At 49.9% G+C, this 19,811-nt stretch carries 14 protein-coding genes; 12 read left to right on the top strand and 2 right to left on the bottom strand.

The window, feature by feature from the left end:
• Positions 1-2 precede the first annotated feature (2 nt).
• The 5 genes from D515_RS12070 to D515_RS12090 all read left to right on the top strand — a co-directional run bounded on the left by D515_RS12070 (position 3) and on the right by D515_RS12090 (position 8,561).
• Complete coding sequence (locus D515_RS12070; RefSeq protein WP_002538794.1) at positions 3-1,553, top strand: sigma-54 interaction domain-containing protein; 1,551 nt, start codon at positions 3-5, stop codon at positions 1,551-1,553.
• Between the two features lies 1 nt (position 1,554).
• Positions 1,555-2,235: a type VI secretion system-associated protein VasI gene (gene vasI / locus D515_RS12075; RefSeq protein WP_051997508.1), complete on the top strand. Its 681-nt coding sequence runs from the start codon at positions 1,555-1,557 to the stop codon at positions 2,233-2,235.
• Positions 2,236-2,246: 11 nt separating this feature from the next.
• Positions 2,247-3,647, top strand: coding sequence for a type VI secretion system protein TssA (gene tssA / locus D515_RS12080; protein ID WP_002538801.1), 1,401 nt, complete (start codon positions 2,247-2,249; stop codon positions 3,645-3,647).
• Positions 3,648-3,668: 21 nt separating this feature from the next.
• Positions 3,669-7,214 carry a type VI secretion system membrane subunit TssM gene (gene tssM, locus D515_RS12085; RefSeq protein WP_002538802.1) on the top strand — a complete coding sequence of 1,182 codons (3,546 nt, stop codon included), beginning with the start codon at positions 3,669-3,671 and terminating at the stop codon, positions 7,212-7,214.
• Between the two features lie 72 nt (positions 7,215-7,286).
• On the top strand, positions 7,287-8,561 hold the full coding sequence (locus tag D515_RS12090) for a type VI secretion system ImpA family N-terminal domain-containing protein (protein ID WP_002538803.1): 1,275 nt from the start codon (positions 7,287-7,289) through the stop codon (positions 8,559-8,561).
• Between the two features lie 42 nt (positions 8,562-8,603).
• Here the strand turns inward: D515_RS12090 and D515_RS12095 are convergent, their stop codons facing one another.
• Both D515_RS12095 and D515_RS12100 read right to left on the bottom strand, forming a co-directional pair.
• Positions 8,604-9,275, bottom strand: coding sequence for an oligogalacturonate-specific porin KdgM family protein (locus tag D515_RS12095; protein ID WP_002538804.1), 672 nt, complete (start codon positions 9,273-9,275; stop codon positions 8,604-8,606).
• Between the two features lie 493 nt (positions 9,276-9,768).
• A complete protein-coding gene (locus D515_RS12100) occupies positions 9,769-11,295 on the bottom strand; it encodes a DEAD/DEAH box helicase (RefSeq protein ID WP_002538805.1) in 1,527 nt (508 codons plus the stop codon).
• Between the two features lie 519 nt (positions 11,296-11,814).
• On the opposite strand from D515_RS12100, the gene D515_RS12110 reads away from it, so the two are divergent.
• The 7 genes from D515_RS12110 (at position 11,815) to D515_RS12140 (ending at position 19,800) form a co-directional block, all read left to right on the top strand.
• Entirely contained in the window at positions 11,815-13,131 is a 1,317-nt protein-coding gene (locus D515_RS12110; RefSeq protein WP_002538806.1) for a paraquat-inducible protein A, read from the top strand.
• Positions 13,132-13,144: 13 nt separating this feature from the next.
• Positions 13,145-14,815 (top strand): intermembrane transport protein PqiB, encoded by a 1,671-nt coding sequence (pqiB, locus tag D515_RS12115; protein WP_002538807.1) that lies wholly within the window; start codon positions 13,145-13,147, stop codon positions 14,813-14,815.
• Positions 14,815-15,396: a PqiC family protein gene (locus D515_RS12120; protein ID WP_039850011.1), complete on the top strand. Its 582-nt coding sequence runs from the start codon at positions 14,815-14,817 to the stop codon at positions 15,394-15,396. Before pqiB ends, D515_RS12120 begins: the two co-directional genes overlap by 1 nt.
• A 91-nt stretch (positions 15,397-15,487) precedes the next feature.
• Positions 15,488-15,979 (top strand): phosphatase domain-containing putative toxin, encoded by a 492-nt coding sequence (locus D515_RS12125; RefSeq protein WP_002538809.1) that lies wholly within the window; start codon positions 15,488-15,490, stop codon positions 15,977-15,979.
• A gap of 438 nt (positions 15,980-16,417) precedes the next feature.
• Positions 16,418-18,385: a phage tail sheath family protein gene (locus D515_RS12130; RefSeq protein ID WP_002538810.1), complete on the top strand. Its 1,968-nt coding sequence runs from the start codon at positions 16,418-16,420 to the stop codon at positions 18,383-18,385.
• A 70-nt stretch (positions 18,386-18,455) separates the two neighbouring features.
• Positions 18,456-18,983 carry a phage tail protein gene (locus D515_RS12135; RefSeq protein WP_002538811.1) on the top strand — a complete coding sequence of 176 codons (528 nt, stop codon included), beginning with the start codon at positions 18,456-18,458 and terminating at the stop codon, positions 18,981-18,983.
• A 10-nt stretch (positions 18,984-18,993) separates the two neighbouring features.
• Positions 18,994-19,800 (top strand): T4 family baseplate hub assembly chaperone, encoded by an 807-nt coding sequence (locus D515_RS12140; RefSeq protein WP_002538813.1) that lies wholly within the window; start codon positions 18,994-18,996, stop codon positions 19,798-19,800.
• The last annotated feature ends 11 nt before the right edge of the window (positions 19,801-19,811 follow it).

Genomic DNA, 19,811 nt, shown 5'->3' on the forward strand with positions numbered 1-19,811 from the left:
CAATGGCAGATTGGCTTTCACTGGCAGCAACACTTTCTGGTATCCGTGATCAGCAAACGCTCGCGGACACCTTTGTTGATGCGTTGAAATCAAACCTGCAGATCAGCAACGTGTGGGTCATGCTCCCTTGCCAGCAGGGCAGAAAGCTGTGCGCCAAGGGTAATGGCCAACATTTTGACTGGGAAGTGGACGATTTCAGCCATCCGTTTGCGCATGTTTTCCAATCCTCATCAGCCATGCTGTTGGACCCAACCAAGTTAAATTACTGGCAAGAAAATGCGGTTTTCGTTGAGCTCATGAATCATCGCAAGCGCGGTGAAAGTGTCTTGGTGATGCCGCTTCCGCCGGGCGCAAGAAAAACCAAAGCGATTCTGACTATCACAGGTTCTTCTCATCAACTGAGCAGTTTGCTGGCTGATCCTCAGTGGCAAAGCATTTGCGAGATCTTTATTAACCAAAGCCAGATTATTCAGGATTTGGGTGAAGAGCATCGCCAAATTTCAGCGCTGAGTTCATCCATCAAGCGTATTCGCAACGATGAGCAGAAGCGCGAACAAGCCTATGAACTGAAAAACGTATTGATTGGCGAAAGCCGACTGATGCAGGAAATGCGCGAGAAAGTCGTTACTGTGGCGCAATCTTCGTTAAACGTGCTGATTTGTGGCGACACAGGAACAGGTAAAGAACTGGTAGCCCGCGCGGTGCATGAACTTTCAGACCGCAAAGGAAAGCCGTTTATCGCCATCAATTGCGCTGCGATTCCTGAAAACCTTTTGGAAAGTGAGTTGTTTGGTCATGCGAAAGGTGCATTCTCTGGCGCTGATCGCGCTAAACAAGGGCTGATTGCCGATGCGCAGGGCGGCACATTGTTCCTTGATGAAATCGGTGACATGCCGTTGGCACTGCAAGCCAAACTGCTGCGTGTTCTCGAAACCCGCACCTATCGTCCAGTGGGCGCTTCCAGTGAAGTGAATGCAGATTTCCGCTTGGTAGCGGCGACACATGTGGCGATGGAAGAAAAGGCCGAAGAGGGCAGTTTCCGTCGAGACCTTTACTACCGTCTGAATCAATTCCCGGTCTTCATGCCGGAGTTGAATATCCGCAAAGAAGACGTCCCAGAACTTTGTAAACACTTCATTGCTGAATACAACAAGCAGGCAGGTGTACACATTGCTGGTATTCGCTATGCCGCGCTGGATTTACTGAATCGACATAGCTTTCCTGGAAATGTACGTGAATTGAGAAACCTCATTGAATACGCCTGTGCGCTAACAGCGAATGGTGAAGAAATTACCCCTTCCAGCTTTAGCGGTCGTGTGTTGCAGCAAACCAGCCCAGTCGCCGCGAATTCGGATGATGTGAATTCTGAAAGTTATATCGGCGTGGATATTGATGACATCAACAACCTCAAGGCTGCTGTTCAGAACTTCGAGAGCAGCGTGATTCGCTATCGTCTGTCCAGTTACGGCGGCGATCGCTCAAAAGCAGCGGAAAGCCTTGGCTTACCCAAACGCACTCTCGCGCATAAATGCCTGAAAATGGAGATTGACTGATATGACGTACCGACCAATCTCTTTGTGTTTAATGGTGGGGCTGGCGTTCTCAAGCGCAAACACGCTGGCAAACGAGACTGACAACAAGGCACTGATTCAAAGCGCCTCCGAGTGTGTGAATATTCCAGCGAGGCTCGACCGGCTGGCGTGTTTTGATGAGGTGTTCAAAACGCCGGTTTCTGGTCAGCCAGAAGCCGCTGTCATTGTGCAAAAACCGGAAGCATGGGAACGCGCAAAACAGAGCGAATCTGAGCGAAATGAAGATGAAACCGGTTTTGCGCTTCGCTACGCCAATCGGGCTGAACCCAAATCTGGCATTTGGATGACAGCGACTGCATTGCCTGACAGAAACCAGAAAAAGAATGAAATGCCCATTCTGATGTTCAGCTGTATCGACAATATCAGCCGGGTTGAGTTGATACTGCCAACCGCAACATCTGAGGGTAAAGCGGAAGTAATGGCGTCTTCAGGTTACAGTGTCACCCAGCGTTGGTTAAGCGATGACACTGGCAACATCATGCGTGCGGGTCGTGGTATTCCAGCTATTGATGTGATGAAGGCATTAATGTCTGGCCAACGCGCGGTGCTTCGCTCTGATTTGGAAGCGATCGGTAACCTGACGTTTGATACTGCCGACTTGCGCGAGAGCATCAAACCCATGCGCCAGACATGTCGTTGGTAGGGGAGCAAATCATGGATATGCAAACCTACCGAGAAAGAGTCGCTAAGCCGATTGCCGGAGAAAACCCAGTCGGTGAACGTCTGTTGGACGACGCACTGTTGGACTTTGTTGAAACCCAAATGATGAAAGTCGGCTCACTTTCTCACGCAGAAGTGCAGTGGGGGGAAGCTGAACAAAGTGCGATGAAGCTGATTGAGACGCAAACCAAAGACCTCAAACTGCTGACTCATCTTCTGCAGTGTTTGCAGTATCAGTCTTCACCGGAGCGTTTCACTCTATCGGTGTTTATCCTGGCGGATTTCATCGCTGCTTACTGGGATACTTGTTATCCCGCTCCCGGCCCGCGTGGCGTATTGCCGCGTCGTAAGTTCTTCTCCCAGATTGTTCAGCGCACCGAGAAAGCGGCTGAGAAGCTCGATTTCTCCATGTTCGATGTCGATCAGAAAGAAGAAGTGGAGAAAGCGCTAAAAGAACTAGAAGTGGCTGCAGAAGAAAAAGATCTGCCGACAGAAGGTGTGTTAGATATCGCTTCCTTGCTGAAACGAAAACTGGCAACCCCAGAGCCGCAAGTTCAACAGGTACCTTCATCGGCACCCTCTGAAACGGCGTCCTCGTCAGCCAGTGCACCTTCTCCGAAACTGGAGATAGATGGCAGCTCAGACCGCGCTGTTAAACAAACGCTGCTGAAAGTGGCTGAATTTGTCTCCGAGTTGGACGGCGGCATTGCATTGGCACTCCGTCTTCGTCGCTTTGCCGTGTGGTTCTCTATTACCTCTGCGCCGGATGCCGAGGCGAACGGTGAAACACAGCTTATGCCAGTCTCGGCAGACCGAATTTCAGAGTATGAAGATCAACTCAGCCGGGGTGCGGACCACGCACTTTGGCGCAAGGTAGAGCAAAGCCTCACTGTAGCTCCTTACTGGATTGACGGTCATTTTCTCAGTTATCGCATCGCGCTCAAACTCGGCAACGCAGAGTGGGCAGATACCATCGCTTCGGAAGTTCGCAGTTTTGTGAAGCGTGTGCCTGCGGTGGCTGAACTTAGCTTCAAAGGCGGCATGCCTTATGTTGGCGAAGAAACACGTCGTTGGCTTGATGAAGGTGACACCACAAGTATGGGCTCAGCAACCACCTCTGATTGGGATGGAAAGCGCAAAGAAGCATTCACCCTCGCAGATGAAGGCGGCCTGTCGGTGGCGTTAGCCATGCTCAATGATGGCCTATCAACATCCAAAGAACCGAGAGACCAGTTTTATTGGCGCATGCTCTCAGCAGATGTCATGAAGCGTCACAACCTTTCTGCCATGGCAGATCAGCACTACCACCAACTTTTAGAGCAGGCCAACCATACCTCGCTCACCGATTGGGAACCCGCATTGATTCAACGTTTAGAAAACATTGCGAAGTCATAATTTAAGCAGGGATCGAAAGAAATGTTCAGCAAGTTAAAATCGCTTCTTCTGAAAATGCTACCCGCCATGAAATCGGCGTTACCTATATTGCTGGTGGCCATTTTCGTCTTGATCAATGTCGCGATATGGTGGGCGGGTCCGTGGCTTAAAATTGACGAGAGCCACCCGCTGGAGCCTGTTACAGCGCGCCTTATTACCAGTGTGATTTTCTCCCTTTTCTGGCTGGCGGCTTGGGGCTTTTTGCAATGGCGAAAACTCAAAGGCTACCATGCAGATCAGGCGCGTGAACGTCAGCTTCAGGAAGACCCAATCCAACGCTATGAAGAGCGTCAGGAAGCTGAACTCAATCAGGTGATGACTGCACTGCAAAAGAGTCTGAACAAACGAAACTACCTGTATGCCTTACCTTGGTATTTGGTTTTGGGGCCAGAGAATGCAGGTAAAACAAGCCTAATTAACCGCTCAGGTCAGAACTTTGTTTTCTCATCGGTCATGCGTGCATCAGGCAAGAAAAGTGAAAATCCGTTTTCCTTCGACTGGTGGATTGGTGATGACTCAGTACTTATCGACCCTGATGGTGAGCTACTAACCCAACGTGCAACCAGCAGCGATGGTGAAGGGGAGATGGAGCGCCGTCTCTGGATCCACTTCGTAAGATGGCTTGAAAAAACGCGAAGCCGCCGCCCGTTAAATGGTGTAGTGATTGCGCTGGATGTGGCTAAACTTGCCACGGCAACGACGACTGAGCGCCGCGCACATGCAAATCTGATCCGTGCCCGTCTTCGCGAGCTGATGGAAACCCTTTCTACCCGTCTGCCTGTTTATGTATCGCTGACTAAGCTCGACCTGCTTCACGGCTTTGAACCCTTCTTCCGTAACTACTCCAAAGCGGAGCGTGAAGAAGTCATGGGCTTCACTTTCACATTGGATTCCGTGGACGATCTCGATAGCTGGCTGAATGAGTTTGATAAAGACTTCGGGCAGTTTGTCGAACGCGTTAACAAGATGCTGCCGACAGCCTTGATGCAGTGTTTCGATGGTGAAGATCGCACTGCTATGTACAGCTTTAGCCGTCAAATGGCAGGTCTGCATGATGTGTTAAAGCAGTTCCTTCAAGATGCATTTGGTAGTGACCAGTTTTCTACATCGGCATTGGTGCGTGGCGTGTATTTCACCTCCGTGTATCAGCAAGGTGTGCCGACCAATGCGTTTATCGATTCTGCCTCTCGCCGCTACGGTATTTCCCATGCGGTGAATACGGCACAAAATGCCGCAAACTCCACCACTTACTTCACTCAGAATCTGTTCAATAACGTCATTTATCCGGAAGCAGGCTTGGCGTCGGATAACTTCCGTGTCGCGAAAACCAAGCGCCGCGTGATTATGTTGTCGGCCGTTGCCTGTGGTATCGCGTCTCTTCTATTGATCGGTTCCTGGCACAAGTACTACCTGAAAAACGTAAAACAGGCGGATGCAGTATTAGCCAAGGTCAACGAGTACGAGAACAACTATGCATCAGAGGCAATTATCGACAATGGCGTCGATATCCTCGCGCCGTTGGATACGATTCGTCAGGCCACACTGGAGTTTGGTTTCTTCCGTGAAAAACCGAAGTTCATTTCAGATTTAGGTTTGTACCAAGGCCATGTCATTGGGCCACAAGTCGAAAGCACGTATCTCAGCCTGCTTGAAAATCGTTACTTGCCAGCTTTGATGAAAGTGGCAGCTGCCGATGTTGTTGGTGCAGACGATGACGAAAACAAACTGGGTTCGTTGCGTGTTTTCCGCATGATGACGGACGATGATGGCCGTTATCAGAACATGGTGCAGAATTATTTTGCCAGCAAGTGGCAAGAACAGTACGAAGGCGACCGTGAAACACAAGAACGCCTGATGCAGCATTTAGATTACGCGATGGAGCATACCGATCTGGTGGGTGACCGTGTTGATGGACAGGAAGACGCAGAGAGAGTATTGGCGCCATACGATGGACTCATTTACAACGCCCAGCGCGAACTGAGCCGTATGCCAATCGAACAACGTGTTTACCGTAATCTCAAGCAAGCATCGACGGCGATTTTAGGCTCTCCAATCAATTTGGCGACCTCTATCGGTCCTGTGTTTGATGTGGTCTTTACCGAACGTGTTTCGGAAGCGAACAACCTTGATATCCCGCGTATCCTGACCAAGAAAGGTTTCGAAACCTACTTCATTCCTGAATCAGATTCTGTTTCAGAACTGGCGCTGGTAGATAGTTGGGTACTGGGGCAGGTTGAATCGATAGATTTCTCTGATGAAGATAAGCGCGTATTGAGAGATAAGATCCGCAGCCTGTATGTGGCGGATTACTCTGATACCTGGCGTCGTGCGACCAACGATATCGACGTGAAATCTTTCCCGGATATCTATAACGCGGTGCTTGTGCTGGAAAGTATTACAGGTAACAACCAACCTCTGCATCGCTTGCTTGAAGAAGTCACGGATAACACAGACTTGTTCCCGGCCTTGCCTGAAGGCGACGCAGCGAAAGAAGAGTTGATTAAGTCTCCACGCTATCGCGTCGCAGCGATGGTTGATAACCAATTCTCTTCATTGAATGGGCTTTCGGAAACCGAACCGGGCAAACCGATTTACCTTGATGAAGTGATGGATGCGGTCACCCAACTGACTGCGTACATGAAGTCAATCAACGATGCTCCGGATGTCGGTAAAGCCGCTTTGGACGCGACTAAAGCGCGTCTATCGCTGAATAACTCTGACCCTATTTATGTGCTTCAACGCATTGCATCTGGTATGCCACAACCTTACGACATCATGCTGAAAAAACTGGCAGATGAGAGCTGGTATGTGATTCGTCAGGAAGCGATTCGTTATCTGGAAGTTCGTTGGGCGGCAGATGTATTCAATCCGTTCCAAAGCAAACTCGCTTCGCGTTACCCGTTTAATGTGCGTTCTTCTAAAGATGTGGCGCTGGAAGACTTCGAAGCTTTCTTTGCACCTAATGGCATCCTGAATAACTTCTACGAAAGCAACCTACGAATGTTCCTTGAAGACACGGGCGAGTTTACTTCAGAAGAAGGGGACAAAACCCTTATCCGCCAAGATGTGCTGAATCAGATTGATCGTGCAAGAGCGATTCAAGGTGCATTCTTCAATCGCAAGGGCGTGCTGGATGTTGAGTTCACGCTTGAGCCGATTGAGCTGAGCGCGAACAAAAGACGTTCTGTTATCAACATTGATGGCCAGTATGTTGAATACAGTCACGGACCACGCAAAAACGTAGGGTTGGTATGGCCAAATACACTTCGTGAAGCTGCGGTCAGCAAAATCACTCTGGTTCCTGTGGCAGCGAATGCTTCGCCAAGAGGGATCAGTATTCGAGGACCTTGGGCGTTTTTCCGCTTGCTGGAACAGGCCGAGGTTGTGGGTTCAAGCTCTACCAGTGTTGATTATCGCTTTAACATTGACGGTGGAAACGTGATGTACCGTCTGCACTCTGAGGCAGACAGCAATCCGTTTACTGCGTCGATATTCAGAGGATTCAACCTGTCGCGAACCTTATATTAACGACAATAAAACCAAGCCACCAAAGGTCAACTGACTTTCGGTGGCTTGAATATAAAAACAAGGACAAACACAGTGTCGCAGTGGATGTTGACGGACATCGATGGCGTAAAACTGGCAGAAAATAGCGCAAAACTGCGGGACTCTTCTGACTACCAGAAAATACGCAGCGAGATAAACCGACGCTTTAACCCGCTTGCTGGCTCGACGGACTGGACCAAGGTTCGTGAGCTTTGTGAAAAAGTGGCGACAGAAGAAGGGGCAGATCTTCTCGTTGCCATCTACTTCACCGTCGCCTCGATAAAAACGCAGGGCCTCTCTGGCTTTGCCAACGGTTTAGAACTTCAGGTGGCGGTGCTGCGTGCACCTGACGATGAGAATATGCCTCATGCTAAACGTGCTGAGCTCTATCGCTGGATGCTTGGACGTATCGGCGAGGAGGTTCGCGCGATTCAGCCAAGTATCGGTCAGCTTCGTGATTTATACCGTTGTGAGCGTGCCCTTGAAGCGATAGACAGAAACCTTTCCAAAAATGGCGGAGGTAAAGTCGACGATTTGGACGTACTTGGCTTTACCATCTTCGAGCATATCGATCGCTTAGAGCGCCAAAGCAAAGGTGTTGCAATTGCGCCTCCTCCCGTTGAGGTAGAAGTGAAAAAGCAAAACGCTAGTGCACTCATTTTTATGGGTGGTCTGGCCGTTGGTGCGGCACTGCTATATGGATTGTTGGAAGTGCAGGGCAGCGCAGAAACGCCTCTTTCAACCCTGACTATTGCCGGCGCTGAACCCAAGGTGATTTCCTTGGAAGAAGCACAGTCGATACGAGCGGAATATGGCTCTCAGGCTTTGAAGGAATATCAGTCACAGCTGCTTCCAAGTTATGCAGATAAAGTCTCGATACTCACAGCATCGAATATTGGCGATAACTATGCAGCGGGTATGGAGTACGCCGACAGTCTTCAATTTCTTTTCCCCGAAACGCCGGAAGCGGAACAGGTGGCCAAGTCTCTTCAACACTGGCAGTCTGGACTGGTTGCAGAATTTGATGCAATGAATGAGAAATTTGAAACCGCCCGAACACGAGCTGCGAACATCAGCTTGTACGCCAAAAGTGGTCGAGCAGACCAGGTTCAAGCCCTCGCCAGAGGATTGGAAAACTACGCGATTAGTTTGTCTCCGCTCGTTGCCCGCATTTCTTTTGCTGAAAAACTGATCAGCGATGGTGAAGTTGAAAAGGCAAAAGAGGAGCTGGATATTGTTGATAAACAATTGAAAGCGTTGGTGATGAAGAAGATGTTGGTGAGAGAGACGTTGCCTGAGCTTGAGCAACTAGAAGCTAAGCAAGAGTAGGGAGCCATTTGGCTCCCTTTGTTGTGTATGTGTGAGTTGATTTTAAAAACTCAACGACGCACCGAATACAAATGCATTGTTGGTGTTATCACCTTGGTTACGATACTCAAAGTATGGTTGCACACCGCTTCGGGTCCAGGTTGCGCGAAGCTCATGGTCCATGCTGTGGTCTTTTGCATCGCCATTAGCATCGTAATCACCAGCATACATGTACACATTGTTGTAGCTCAGCGCGACATCGCTGTTTACCGCGTATGCAATGCGGGTGTCGAAGCGCCAGTCGGTGTCATTACCACTTTCTTCGTGGATGTGAGCACGGGTACGGTTGCTGATTTGTACTCCGTTATCGAAGTTGTAGCCGATTTTCACCAATGGACGGTACTGGATCGTATCGCCTTCATGCAGAAGGTGCTGGTAACCTGCAGCGACCCAAAGGTTTTCGTTGATGCTGAATGACTGCTCACCGCCCAGTGTGATGTATGCAGAATCAGCAGTATGAATGTCGCCAATCTGAATGCCGTCAAACTCGGTATATAGGGTAAAACCACCCATATCGTTATTAAAGGTATGGCCTGCTTCTAATGTTGAAGTGGCATCTGAACCATGCATTTTGTCGCCATGACTGTGGAACTGCAGGTTACCAGTGACGTAAGAAGAAGCCATAGCGCCTTGAGCCATAAAAAGTGCGGCAGAAGCAATAACAACACGTTTCATAAAATATCTCCTGAATGGGATTAAACAATCCCAAAAGTTGAACGGGGCTCTTCGCGCTATTTCTGAGGGATGGTCCGTGCGTAAAATGAGTGACCACCACGCTTATATTTTTCAGCCGTCAATAATTGTTTAGAGCTGTAAATCCCTGCGTTTTTCTTTTCCTTGTAAATAGCGAGACAATCAGAGCACCCAAGCGTTAAAAACGAAAGTTGGGTCTAACAACTTGTTTCGTATGCAAAGTAATGGATGAAACTTAACGCTTCCTGAATAACTTTTCGGTATTGGAGATACTATAAATCTGTGAATTACCTCACCTTAAAAGCGAAGCGAAAATTGATGAATGTCATTGGCGTTGGAAGGTGATGTGTGGTTTGAGAACGCGGGAATACCCCAAATATGAAGTACAAAAAAGCCAGACGTCCGTCTGGCCTTTATACATAAACTCTTTGAATCCTGTGTCTTCAGGTTGATTGAAGATAGGGTTATTTGCGAATCAGTAATTGCCCCAACTGACTTTTACGCTATCACCAGAAGATTTTCGGCGCGATTGGTTAGGTTTGCGATTATTCGGTTTGTTTGCATTCCCTTTGCTGCCATTGCTGTTCGCATTGCCTGCGCGGCGTGGCTTACCTTCACCATTGTTGGTGCGGTTATCGTTTTGGTTAGCTGCAGGCTTTTGGCCTGATTGTCCACCATTACGCGGCTTACCCTTGAACGGCTTTTTCTTCTGAGGTGCTTTGTCAGTTTTTGGCTGACCGTCTTTGGCTTTTGCTGTGCCGGATTTTGGCGCCGCCTTTGCTTCACCATTTTGTGCTTTTGGTTTCTTAGGCTTTTTCGGTTTCTTTGGTTTAATAGGGCGAGTATCCAGAGCCTTCTCTGGCAGCGCATTGGTTGGCTTGAAGCCTTCCAGTTCCTCACGGCGTAGCAACTGTTGAATTAAACGCTCGATGCCAAACAGATCATCCGCTTCGTCCGCACACACCAGTGAAACTGCTTTGCCGGGTTCACCAGCGCGACCTGTACGACCAATGCGGTGAACGTAATCTTCCGCTACGTGTGGAATTTCAAAGTTTACGACTTGTGGCAGCTGTGGAATATCGATACCGCGGGCTGCAATGTCGGTTGCAACCAGCACGCGAACATCACCCGATTTAAAATCAGCCAGCGCTTTAGTACGGGCGCTTTGGCTCTTGTTTCCATGAATAGGCGCAGCAGTAATGCCTTCATCATTCAGGAAGTGGGAAAGCTTGTTGGCGCCGTGCTTGGTGCGGGTGAATACCAGTACCTGTTTCCAGTCGCCATCTTTAATCAGCTTTGCCAGCATCGCCGGTTTCTTTTTCTTGTCCGCAGGGTAAATCCACTGCTCAACAGTGCGTGCTGTTGAGTTCGCTGGTGTTACTGAAATCTCGACAGGGTTGTTCACCAGACCTTTGGCCAGATCGCGGATTTCATCTGAGAAAGTCGCAGAGAACAGCAAGTTCTGACGGTTCTTCGGCAGCAGGTCGAGGATCTTTTTAATGTCGCGGAAGAAACCCATGTCCAACATGCGGTCTGCTTCGTCCAGCACCAGTACTTCGAGTTGCGAAAATTTCACTGCGTTTTGCTGGTACAAATCAAGCAGACGACCTGGTGTTGCCACCAGAATATCTGTGCCTTTACGCAGGTTCATCATTTGCGGGTTAATCTTCACACCACCGAAAACCACGCTAGAGCGCAGACGAAGGTGACGGCTGTAAACCACGGCGTTTTCGTGGATTTGTGCAGCCAGTTCGCGGGTTGGGGTCAGGATCAGTGCACGAATATGGTTTGGACGAGTACGTGAGCCTTCGCTCAAACGTTCAAGGATTGGCAGAACGAAGCCCGCAGTTTTACCTGTACCTGTCTGCGCAGCGGCCATGACATCCTTTCCTTCCAGAACTGCAGGAATAGCCTGAGCCTGAATTGGAGAGGGGGTGTCGTAACCTTTTTCCTGAATAGCACGGAGGATTGGCGCAGAAAGACCTAGATCGGTAAAACCCATAAATTAACTTCTCGGTAAGTGAGTGCCCAAAAGCAGGCTTGGTCGGCAAGTGTGCCGAAGACTGGGACAAAGGGGCGCTATTCTGCGCTTTTACCTTGGATAGGGCAATGAATATCTGAAAATGGCCAGACTGGGGTATACCCAAACAACCTGAAGATGCACGCATTCAGAGGTCATCAATGCGTTCAATTCGAGGCAAATTTCGCGAGGAATAGTGGTTCTATTTCCGTGGAATTTAACGAAGAAGTGGGCGCATTGAGGGCCTCCCTTCGGGTGAGTTGACTGACGCCGTGCTCTTTGTTGTTCCTTTTTGATGGAGATGACTACACCGGCAAAGGAACGCCGCGATCACAACGACAGTCAAGCTCGCTGAATCCTGCATCTTCAGGCTGCTTGGGTATTTGTATGTGACGATTTACGGGCTTTGTCAGTCGGAATTCGTAGTACTGCTTCAAGGATAAGACGTTGACGATCAGTGCGCTAGGTATACTCAGTTGAATATCCATCCGGACCTATCCTATGCAGAAACCTTCGCCATTACTTATCGCATGCAATGAATGTGGATTGGTTTCTGCGATTCCGCCTATGGAAGGAAGCAGTAAAGCGAGTTGTCCTCGATGCGGGCATACGCTAGTTCGTCAGGTGGAAAACAGTCCGGCGAAAGTGCAGGCTTACGGTATTTCCTGTCTGGTTATGCTCACGCTCAGTTGCGTCTTTCCTTTTATGTCTTTCAGTGCCAGTGGCATCAGTAACAACATTTCGTTGCTGGATGCACTGAAGGTTTTCCATAACTTCGACAACAATGCTCTCGCTGCCATGTTGCTCATCACAATCATTGTTTTGCCAGCCATATACATCAGTCTGGTGATGTTCCTTTTTCACGTTGCCAGTAAATCCTCAAAGGGCAGAGGCGTCAACACACCGCCTTCACTGTTGAAACAACTTAGTCGCTTGGTATTTCGCGTAGAGATTTGGCTGCTGGTAGACATCTTTCTGGTAGGGGTGATTGTCAGTCTGGTGAAGATTGCCGCACTGGCAGACGTTGAGCTGGGCACTGCTTTCTGGGCTTACTGTGCTTACAGTGCGCTGGTGGTGTTTTTCTCCCGGGCGATTGATAAAGAATGGCTTTGGAAAAGCCTGTTTCCCTCGTACCCCACTGGCAAAGTGAAACCGGGAGACACACACCTTTCTGGAAACCATGTTGCTTGTCGGGTGTGTCAGCAAATCAACGACCCACACCACAAGCATTGCCAGCGTTGTAACAGTCGATTACACCCATACAACCCCGATATGAATATTGGCTGGGCATGGTCATTTCTTATCAGCGCGATCATCTTCTACGTGCCTGCCAACCTTTACCCCATGATGTATACCGTGAGCCTCGGCAGTACCGAACGATCTACGATTATGGATGGCGTTATCTTGCTCTGGAACATGGGCTCTTACCCAATCGCTGCAATCATCTTTATTGCCAGTATTTTCGTACCCATGACCAAAATGCTCATCATGATTTGGCTATTAAGGGCGGAAAAGCAAGGGAAAGAAGATGACACTAATGCGTTGAAGAAACTGAAGTATTACCGATTTACCGAATTGATTGGCCGCTGGTCGATGATTGATGTGTTCGTTGTCGCCATCCTTTCTGCGTTGGTCAACTTAAAGGGTTTGATGAGTATCAGCCCTGGCCCCGCCGCATTTTATTTTGCCTTGGTGGTTTTCTTTACCATGTGTGCCGCTTTGATTTTTGACCCTCGTGTGTTCTGGGGCCCACTTAGACACCGTGACCCTGCGGCAAGCCCACCAGTCTTACCAAGCGCTGCACAACCACAAGAATAAGAGATAAAAACGTATGAGTGAGGAAGAACAAGTCACCGCTACAGTGAAAAAAGGACGCTCATTTTCCGCAGTGTGGATTCTGCCATTGGTGTCTCTCGCGGTCGGTATTTGGATGTTTTATCAATACGAAAGTAATCAAGGCACCTTGATCACCTTACATGTTCAAACCGCTGACGGACTGGAAGCAGGGAAAACCGAAATTCGCGCCCGTGATGTCAAAGTGGGTGTGGTGACAGATGTCCAGCTCAACAAAGATTATTCAGCCATCGTCGTGAAAGCGAGGATGGACAAAAACGCCGATCGCATGTTGCGGGAAGATGCCACATTCTGGGTGGTGAAACCTCGCATCGGCAAAGAAGGTGTATCAGGCCTTAGTACCTTACTTTCTGGGGCATACATCGCTCTGCGTCCTGGCGTGTCGGAAGAATCTCAGGATACCTTTACCGTGCTCGATATTCCGCCGATTGCCCCACCAGATGCCAAAGGATTACGGGTTGTATTAACGTCGCCAAGAGCAGGGAAGTTGTCAGTGGGCGACCCCGTGCTTTTTGAAGGTTACACCGTTGGTCGTGTAGAGAGGGTTGGGTTTGATCTGGAAAAAGAAAAGGCGACCTATCAGCTTTTCATCTTCCAGCCATACGATGCGCTTATCCAGAGTGAAACCCGTTTTTGGTTGACGTCAGGGTTGGATATTCGCCTCAATGCCCAAGGCTTTGCAGTGCAGATCGCCTCTCTGGAGTCACTGGTCAGCGGCGGCGTGAGTTTTGGTGTCCCAGATGGGCAATCGAAAGGGTATCCCATCACAGAGCAGATGACCTTGTTCAAGCTCTATGACGACCTGAAGCAAGTTCAGGAGCAAATGTTTGATAACTACATAGAGTACGCCTTGCTTTTCAGTGAATCCGTCCGCGGGTTAAACCCCGGCGCACCCGTGGAATACCGCGGTATACGCATTGGCACGGTGGAGAAAGTGCCGCTGCATCTCACAGATAAAAAGCGGGGCTTTGCGTCCAAACAAATTCCTGTACTTATTCATATTGAAGTTGAGCGGATCCTCGAGCCGGACGTTGAAATCACGCCGTCAGAGTTGAAAGAGGCTTTCGCAGCCGAGTTCAAACATGGCCTGCGTGCCACGCTAAAAACCGGCAATCTGCTGACTGGAGCGCTGTATATCGATACGGATTTCTATCCCGATGAAGCCAACAAAACGTATCAGACGACTTATCGGGGCTATAACTTCTTTCCGTCTGTTTCGGGAGATTTTGTTCAGTTCCAACGGCAGATCGGCGGCATTCTTAACAAGATTAACAAGCTCCCTGTCGAAGGTGTGCTGACTTCCCTAGAGGAAACACTGGATGCTTCCCAAGAAACCATGGTGACACTGAATTCTGCGGGTAAAGAACTGGATAGTCTGATTCAGCGTCTCGATGGCTTGCTTGCACAGGATGGTGCCCAAAAGCTTCCTCAAGAGCTGAGGGATACACTGGAAGAGCTTCAGCGAACCTTGCGCGGCTTCAATCCTGACTCTGAGTCCTACCAGAAACTGCAAGAAGCGCTGACAGGTTTCAACGATGCCATGGATGGATTCAGTCCGTTAATGAAGAAACTTAACCAGAAACCAGACTCTCTGATTTTCGGTGAAAACCAGTTGTCAGATCCAATTCCAGTGAAGGGAGAGCGCTAATGAGAAAATCATTGCTTAGCTGGCTATTCGTAGCGGTGATAGCGGGGTGTAGCAGCGCGCCTGACACCGCAACCACAACGTATCTCTTGCCTCAAGAGGAATTGAAAGAGGCCGTGTTGCGAAAAGAACAGCCCATCTTGCTGATCCAGCCTGTGAAAGTTGCGGGCTATCTAGCAGGGGAGGGAATTGCCTATCAAACGTCACCATCCGAGATTGTGATTGCGCAAAATAACCTCTGGGCTGAGAGTCTTTCCCAACAGCTGACAGAACGTTTGGTTAATCAACTGCGTAAGCCAAAGGCAAACTATTGGCCCATGTACCCGAATGCCTCATTGAGTAGCGGAAAAATGCCTAGGCTCCAACTCAACATCAGCCGGTTTGATGGTGATTACCAAGGTAACGCAACCGTGGCAGGAGACTGGATGTTGGTGGATGGCAACGGTGATATCGTTCAATCCCAAACCTTCTTCGCGCAGTCGCCATTAGAACATGAAGGGTACCAGGCGCTTGTTAATGCACTCTCCAAAACGCTGGATAAGGTCATAGATGCATTAGGTTTTGACTTATCTAAGACAAAATAAGGCAAAAATTGGGCAGTAGGCGCACTGTCATCTAAATGTCATAATTCATCCCCAAGATCCTGCACCGAAAAATAGAATTAGGGAGAATCGGATGACACATCCAACTTGGGAATTGCCAGTGGAATCTGGCGCTTTGATTTTGACCCCTTGCCCGGGAACCAAAGACTTGTCACTGTTGGAAAGCCTTCAACAGCTTAAAGCGCAAGGTGCGGTTGCTGTTGTGACTGCTATCAATGAAGAAGAAATGGCGTCAAAAGGCGTCGAGCAACTGGGCGAACTGGTTCAGGAACTTGGCATGAAATGGTTCCACATCGTTATCGAAGATGATGAAGCACCAGACGCGACGTTCATGACAAAGTGGCAAGCCAGCCAATCAGAATTGCACCAAGCCATTGCAAATGGCGACAAGGTCGTCATGCACTGCATGGGCGGTTCAGGCCGCACCGGTTTATTGTCTGCTCACCTTCTACTTGAGCGCGGTTGGGAGTTACAAGACATCATCCGTGATATTCAGGCATTGCGCCCGGGTGCCTTCACCAAACAGCCTCAAATTGATTATATCCACGCTTTTGTGAATCAATAATCCTGCAAGAAATGAACCCGAACAGCCGAACACAAGGGCTGTTCGGAGATATACCCAAACAACTCAATCGTACGAATACTTTCCTTCTCTGTCTGAAAAAGCATACCAAGCAAGGCAGTCGACACTATTTTTGTTTAAAAAAAGCGCATCAGATATAAGAACGATTACATTTTTGCTAATACTCTGAAAACTGGTGTTTAGAACGATCGTGCTTTTTTGACGCTTTCGCCCACATGACCAACCCTCTCTTGTTTTTGCAACACACTGTCACGCGATAGTTAGCCATCATCCTTTGTGTATTGCAGCACTGATACTGTGTCTGTGGTGGCATATTCTGAGCACGGCGATTTAGTCAAAATGCGAATGAGTATTGTCAGACCGCTGTGCCGCTCCCAACGCCAATTTATACGAGTTCTGCCATGGTTGAGGAGGTCACTCATGCCCGTTGCACTGACATATCCCGGCGTTTACATCCAGGAAATTCCCAGCGGCAGCCGCTCCATCAGTGGTGCTGCCACATCTATCGCTGCGTTTGTCGGTCGCTTTTCCCGAGGGCCTTTGAACACACCGGTTCGTATGTTCCATGTCGGAGATTTTGACACCCATTTGGGGGGCGTTCACACCGACAGCGAAGTTAGCTATTCAGTGTCGCAATTTTTTACAAATGGCGGCGGCGAATCTATCGCGGTACGTATCGGAGGTGGGACAAACGGCAGCGCATCCGTTCAAAGCTGGAATGGTGGTACGACATTGGTGTTTAACGCCGGACGCCAGTTCCAGGGACAATCGGTGACCGACCCCGGTGGCTGGAACAATCACATCCGCATCGATATCGACTACATGACGTCTGATCCGGCTTCACTTTTCAATCTATCAGTTACCGAGATCAGACATGTCGATGGCGTTGAAGTACCCGTTCGTAATGAAACTTATCGCAATGTCTCGATGGTCTCGACCAACACACGCTTCGTGCAAAACGTGGTGAATGATGACTCTGTGCTGGTTCAAATCCCTAATTTTGTCGGGACAGACATGCCCGCGCCAAGCGGTTTCTATTCCGATGTGCAGGATCCACTTCAATATGCTGGAGTGGCTGCCAACAATATGCTGCAAATTGATCTCGGGAACGGTGTCCACAACGTAGATGTTGATGCCACCACACCACCGACCACCCCGGCAGGCGCGGCGCTGATGCTACAAAACGCCATTCGTGATACGCGACCTGCCGACCCGCTTTGGGCGCAATGCCTGGTGGTGGTTCGGGGTGACAGATTGGCGATTTTCAGCGGCAGAAACAGCACGCAATATCGGGCCGGGCAGGTTATCTCGATTGCCGAATCGGCCGGTGACTTCGGTACCGTGATGGGTTTGGTAGGCGCAGGCGCAAGAGCGAACGTCCAGCAGTACGCGATGAACACTGCAGCACCAGCGGGATTCCAAAGTGCGGCGACTGCGGGCGCAGCAGAAGACCTTTCTCTGCTTTCCAACGCGCAACAAGCCGCGCAACTTCGTGGTAACCGCAATGCCAGAACCGGTATATACGCGCTGGAGGATGTTGATATTTTCAATCTGCTGCTGATACCGGAAGCGTCAGATCTGAACAGCGGTAATGTCGCGGATATGTCGAGTGTGATTAGCCCAGCGATTGCTTACTGTGAAGAGCAGCGTGCATTCATGCTGATTGACCCGCCAGAGAATGTGAACAGCGCTGAAGAAGCCATTGAATGGCTGGATGAAGTGGCAGGAGCAGGTCTGCGTCACCGTAACACAGCCGCTTACTATCCTCGTGTTCAGGTGCCTGATCCCAATAACGACAACCGTTTACGGACCATAGCCCCAAGCGGTACTGTCGCCGGTGTATATGCCCGCCGTGATTCAGAAGCGGGGATTTGGACGGCAGCAGCAGGCATCACTGCAAGCCTTCGCAATGTGATTAGTTTCAACCACAACCTCACCAACAATGAGATCGGACAGCTCAATCCCATCGGTTTGAATTGCCTGCGAAATGGCGGCATCAGCGGCAATATCGTCTGGGGTGCTCGAACTCTGCGAGGTGCCAACGAGCTGGCCTCAGAGTGGACGTATGTTCCTGTTCGCCGTACTGCGCTTTTCATCGAAGAATCCCTTTTCCGCGGTCTGCAATGGTCGCTGTTTATGCCGAATGACGAACCTTTGTGGTCGGAAATTCGCATTGCTGTTACCAGCTTTATGCAGGGGCTATTCCGTCAGGGGGCGTTTCAAGGCAGTGCGCCGGAACAGGCTTATCTGGTTAAGTGTGATGCCGAAACGACCACACAAGCCGATATCGACGCCGGTATCGTCAATGTGCTGGTGGGCTTTGCGCCCCTCAAACCTGCGGAATTTGTTGTCGTCAGTCTGCAACTGATGAACAACAGTGGAAGCTAATCTCTCCCGCCGATGGCGTTGGTCATCGGCGACTTCAATGAATTCTATGGACATGTAGCGAGGGGGCGTTATGTCTCAGCTCAACGTGAACGGTCAACGGGTTGTGCCGTATCCCGGGTACAAATTCATCATCAAGGAAGCCGGTGGTGAAGTGTTGGCGGCAGTGCAGAAAGTTTCTGGTCTCAGCCGCACGGTAGAGGTCAATGAATACCGCGCAGGCGGCGATCCATCTCACACGCGCAAGTCGCCAGGGCAGGTGAAATTTGAAGCCATCACCCTAGAACGTGGTGTCACGGAAAATCTGCAATTCGAGCAGTGGGCGAATAAGGTTTGGCGAATCGGCACTGAGCCAGGCGGTGAAGTATCGCTGGCAGATCTCCACAAAAACCTGATTCTGGAAGTGATGAATGAAGCTGGCCAGAAGGTGCTGAGTTACAGCATTTACCGCTGCTGGGTATCGGAGTACAAAGCGCTGCCTGGACTCGATGCTTCCAGTTCTGCGTTCATGATTCAATCCATCAAAATCGAAAACGAAGGCTGGGAGCGTATGACGGTGACGCCAGCGCAAGAGCCAAGTTTCGTTCATCCGGAACAGTGAGTAGACGCTGATGGGCATGGTATTGCAGGCATTGAATGATAATCGTCAGGTGGAAGTCTGGGAAGCGGCTTCTGCCAGTCGAGCGCAGGAGCGAGCGGCACTTCTGGCGGGGGCGTTTGTGCCTGATTCGCTGAAGCCTTCATTGCCTGATTGGACGGTTGCTGGCCGAGATCATTTATTGATGCTTGCTTACCAGCGCCAGTTTGGTGATGCCATTGAAGTAGAAGCGGCGTGCAGTGGCTGTGGAGAGAAAACCAAACTCTCATTTACTGTTTCGCAAATCCTGAATACCGCCTCACCAGAGCTCTCCAGCGCGTGGGATGCGGTGCAGGCTTCTCTGGATACGGATGCGTACCTCCCGGCTTATCACGACGTGGATCTTGAAGGGATCCCATGCCAGTTTCGTCTTCCTCGTATTGCGGATTTAAGCATGCTGGATAACAGCGAAGCCATGATGTTTCAATTCGCACAGCGAGTGATTGACCCCGAAGGTTTCCAACAAATCCGTGCTTCTCTGGCTGAGAAGGAGAATGCTGAAGGTGCCTGGGAGGCGCTGTTCGAACAGATTGAACAGCAAATGCTGGCCTGTGAGCCTCTTTCTATTGTGTCGCTAAATTCGGCTTGTCCGGAGTGCGGTGCGGAAACCTTGCATCAATTTGATATTGCCAGCCAGTTCTGGGCACAGCTCTCTGCCAGTGTTGAGAAACAGCTTTGGGATGTGCATTTGCTCGCGTCCGCATACGGTTGGTCCAGCCAGGATATTCTCACCATGAGTGCTGCCCGTCGCCGTCGCCACATTGCGATGATTATCGAGTGAGGAGGGGAGTA

The organism is Grimontia indica (assembly GCF_000333895.2).
In the GTDB taxonomy this organism is placed as follows: domain Bacteria; phylum Pseudomonadota; class Gammaproteobacteria; order Enterobacterales; family Vibrionaceae; genus Enterovibrio; species Enterovibrio indicus.

Excerpts from the sequence above, each read along its gene's own strand:
- D515_RS12070 (WP_002538794.1), top strand. The coding sequence starts at position 3 with ATGGCAGATTGGCTTTCACTGGCAGCAACACTTTCTGGTATCCGTGAT.
- vasI (WP_051997508.1), top strand. The coding sequence starts at position 1,555 with ATGACGTACCGACCAATCTCTTTGTGTTTAATGGTGGGGCTGGCGTTC.
- tssA (WP_002538801.1), top strand. The coding sequence starts at position 2,247 with ATGGATATGCAAACCTACCGAGAAAGAGTCGCTAAGCCGATTGCCGGA.
- tssM (WP_002538802.1), top strand. The coding sequence starts at position 3,669 with ATGTTCAGCAAGTTAAAATCGCTTCTTCTGAAAATGCTACCCGCCATG.
- D515_RS12095 (WP_002538804.1), bottom strand. The coding sequence starts at position 9,275 with ATGAAACGTGTTGTTATTGCTTCTGCCGCACTTTTTATGGCTCAAGGC.
- D515_RS12100 (WP_002538805.1), bottom strand. The coding sequence starts at position 11,295 with ATGGGTTTTACCGATCTAGGTCTTTCTGCGCCAATCCTCCGTGCTATT.
- D515_RS12110 (WP_002538806.1), top strand. The coding sequence starts at position 11,815 with ATGCAGAAACCTTCGCCATTACTTATCGCATGCAATGAATGTGGATTG.
- pqiB (WP_002538807.1), top strand. The coding sequence starts at position 13,145 with ATGAGTGAGGAAGAACAAGTCACCGCTACAGTGAAAAAAGGACGCTCA.
- D515_RS12120 (WP_039850011.1), top strand. The coding sequence starts at position 14,815 with ATGAGAAAATCATTGCTTAGCTGGCTATTCGTAGCGGTGATAGCGGGG.
- D515_RS12125 (WP_002538809.1), top strand. The coding sequence starts at position 15,488 with ATGACACATCCAACTTGGGAATTGCCAGTGGAATCTGGCGCTTTGATT.
- D515_RS12130 (WP_002538810.1), top strand. The coding sequence starts at position 16,418 with ATGCCCGTTGCACTGACATATCCCGGCGTTTACATCCAGGAAATTCCC.
- D515_RS12135 (WP_002538811.1), top strand. The coding sequence starts at position 18,456 with ATGTCTCAGCTCAACGTGAACGGTCAACGGGTTGTGCCGTATCCCGGG.
- D515_RS12140 (WP_002538813.1), top strand. The coding sequence starts at position 18,994 with ATGGGCATGGTATTGCAGGCATTGAATGATAATCGTCAGGTGGAAGTC.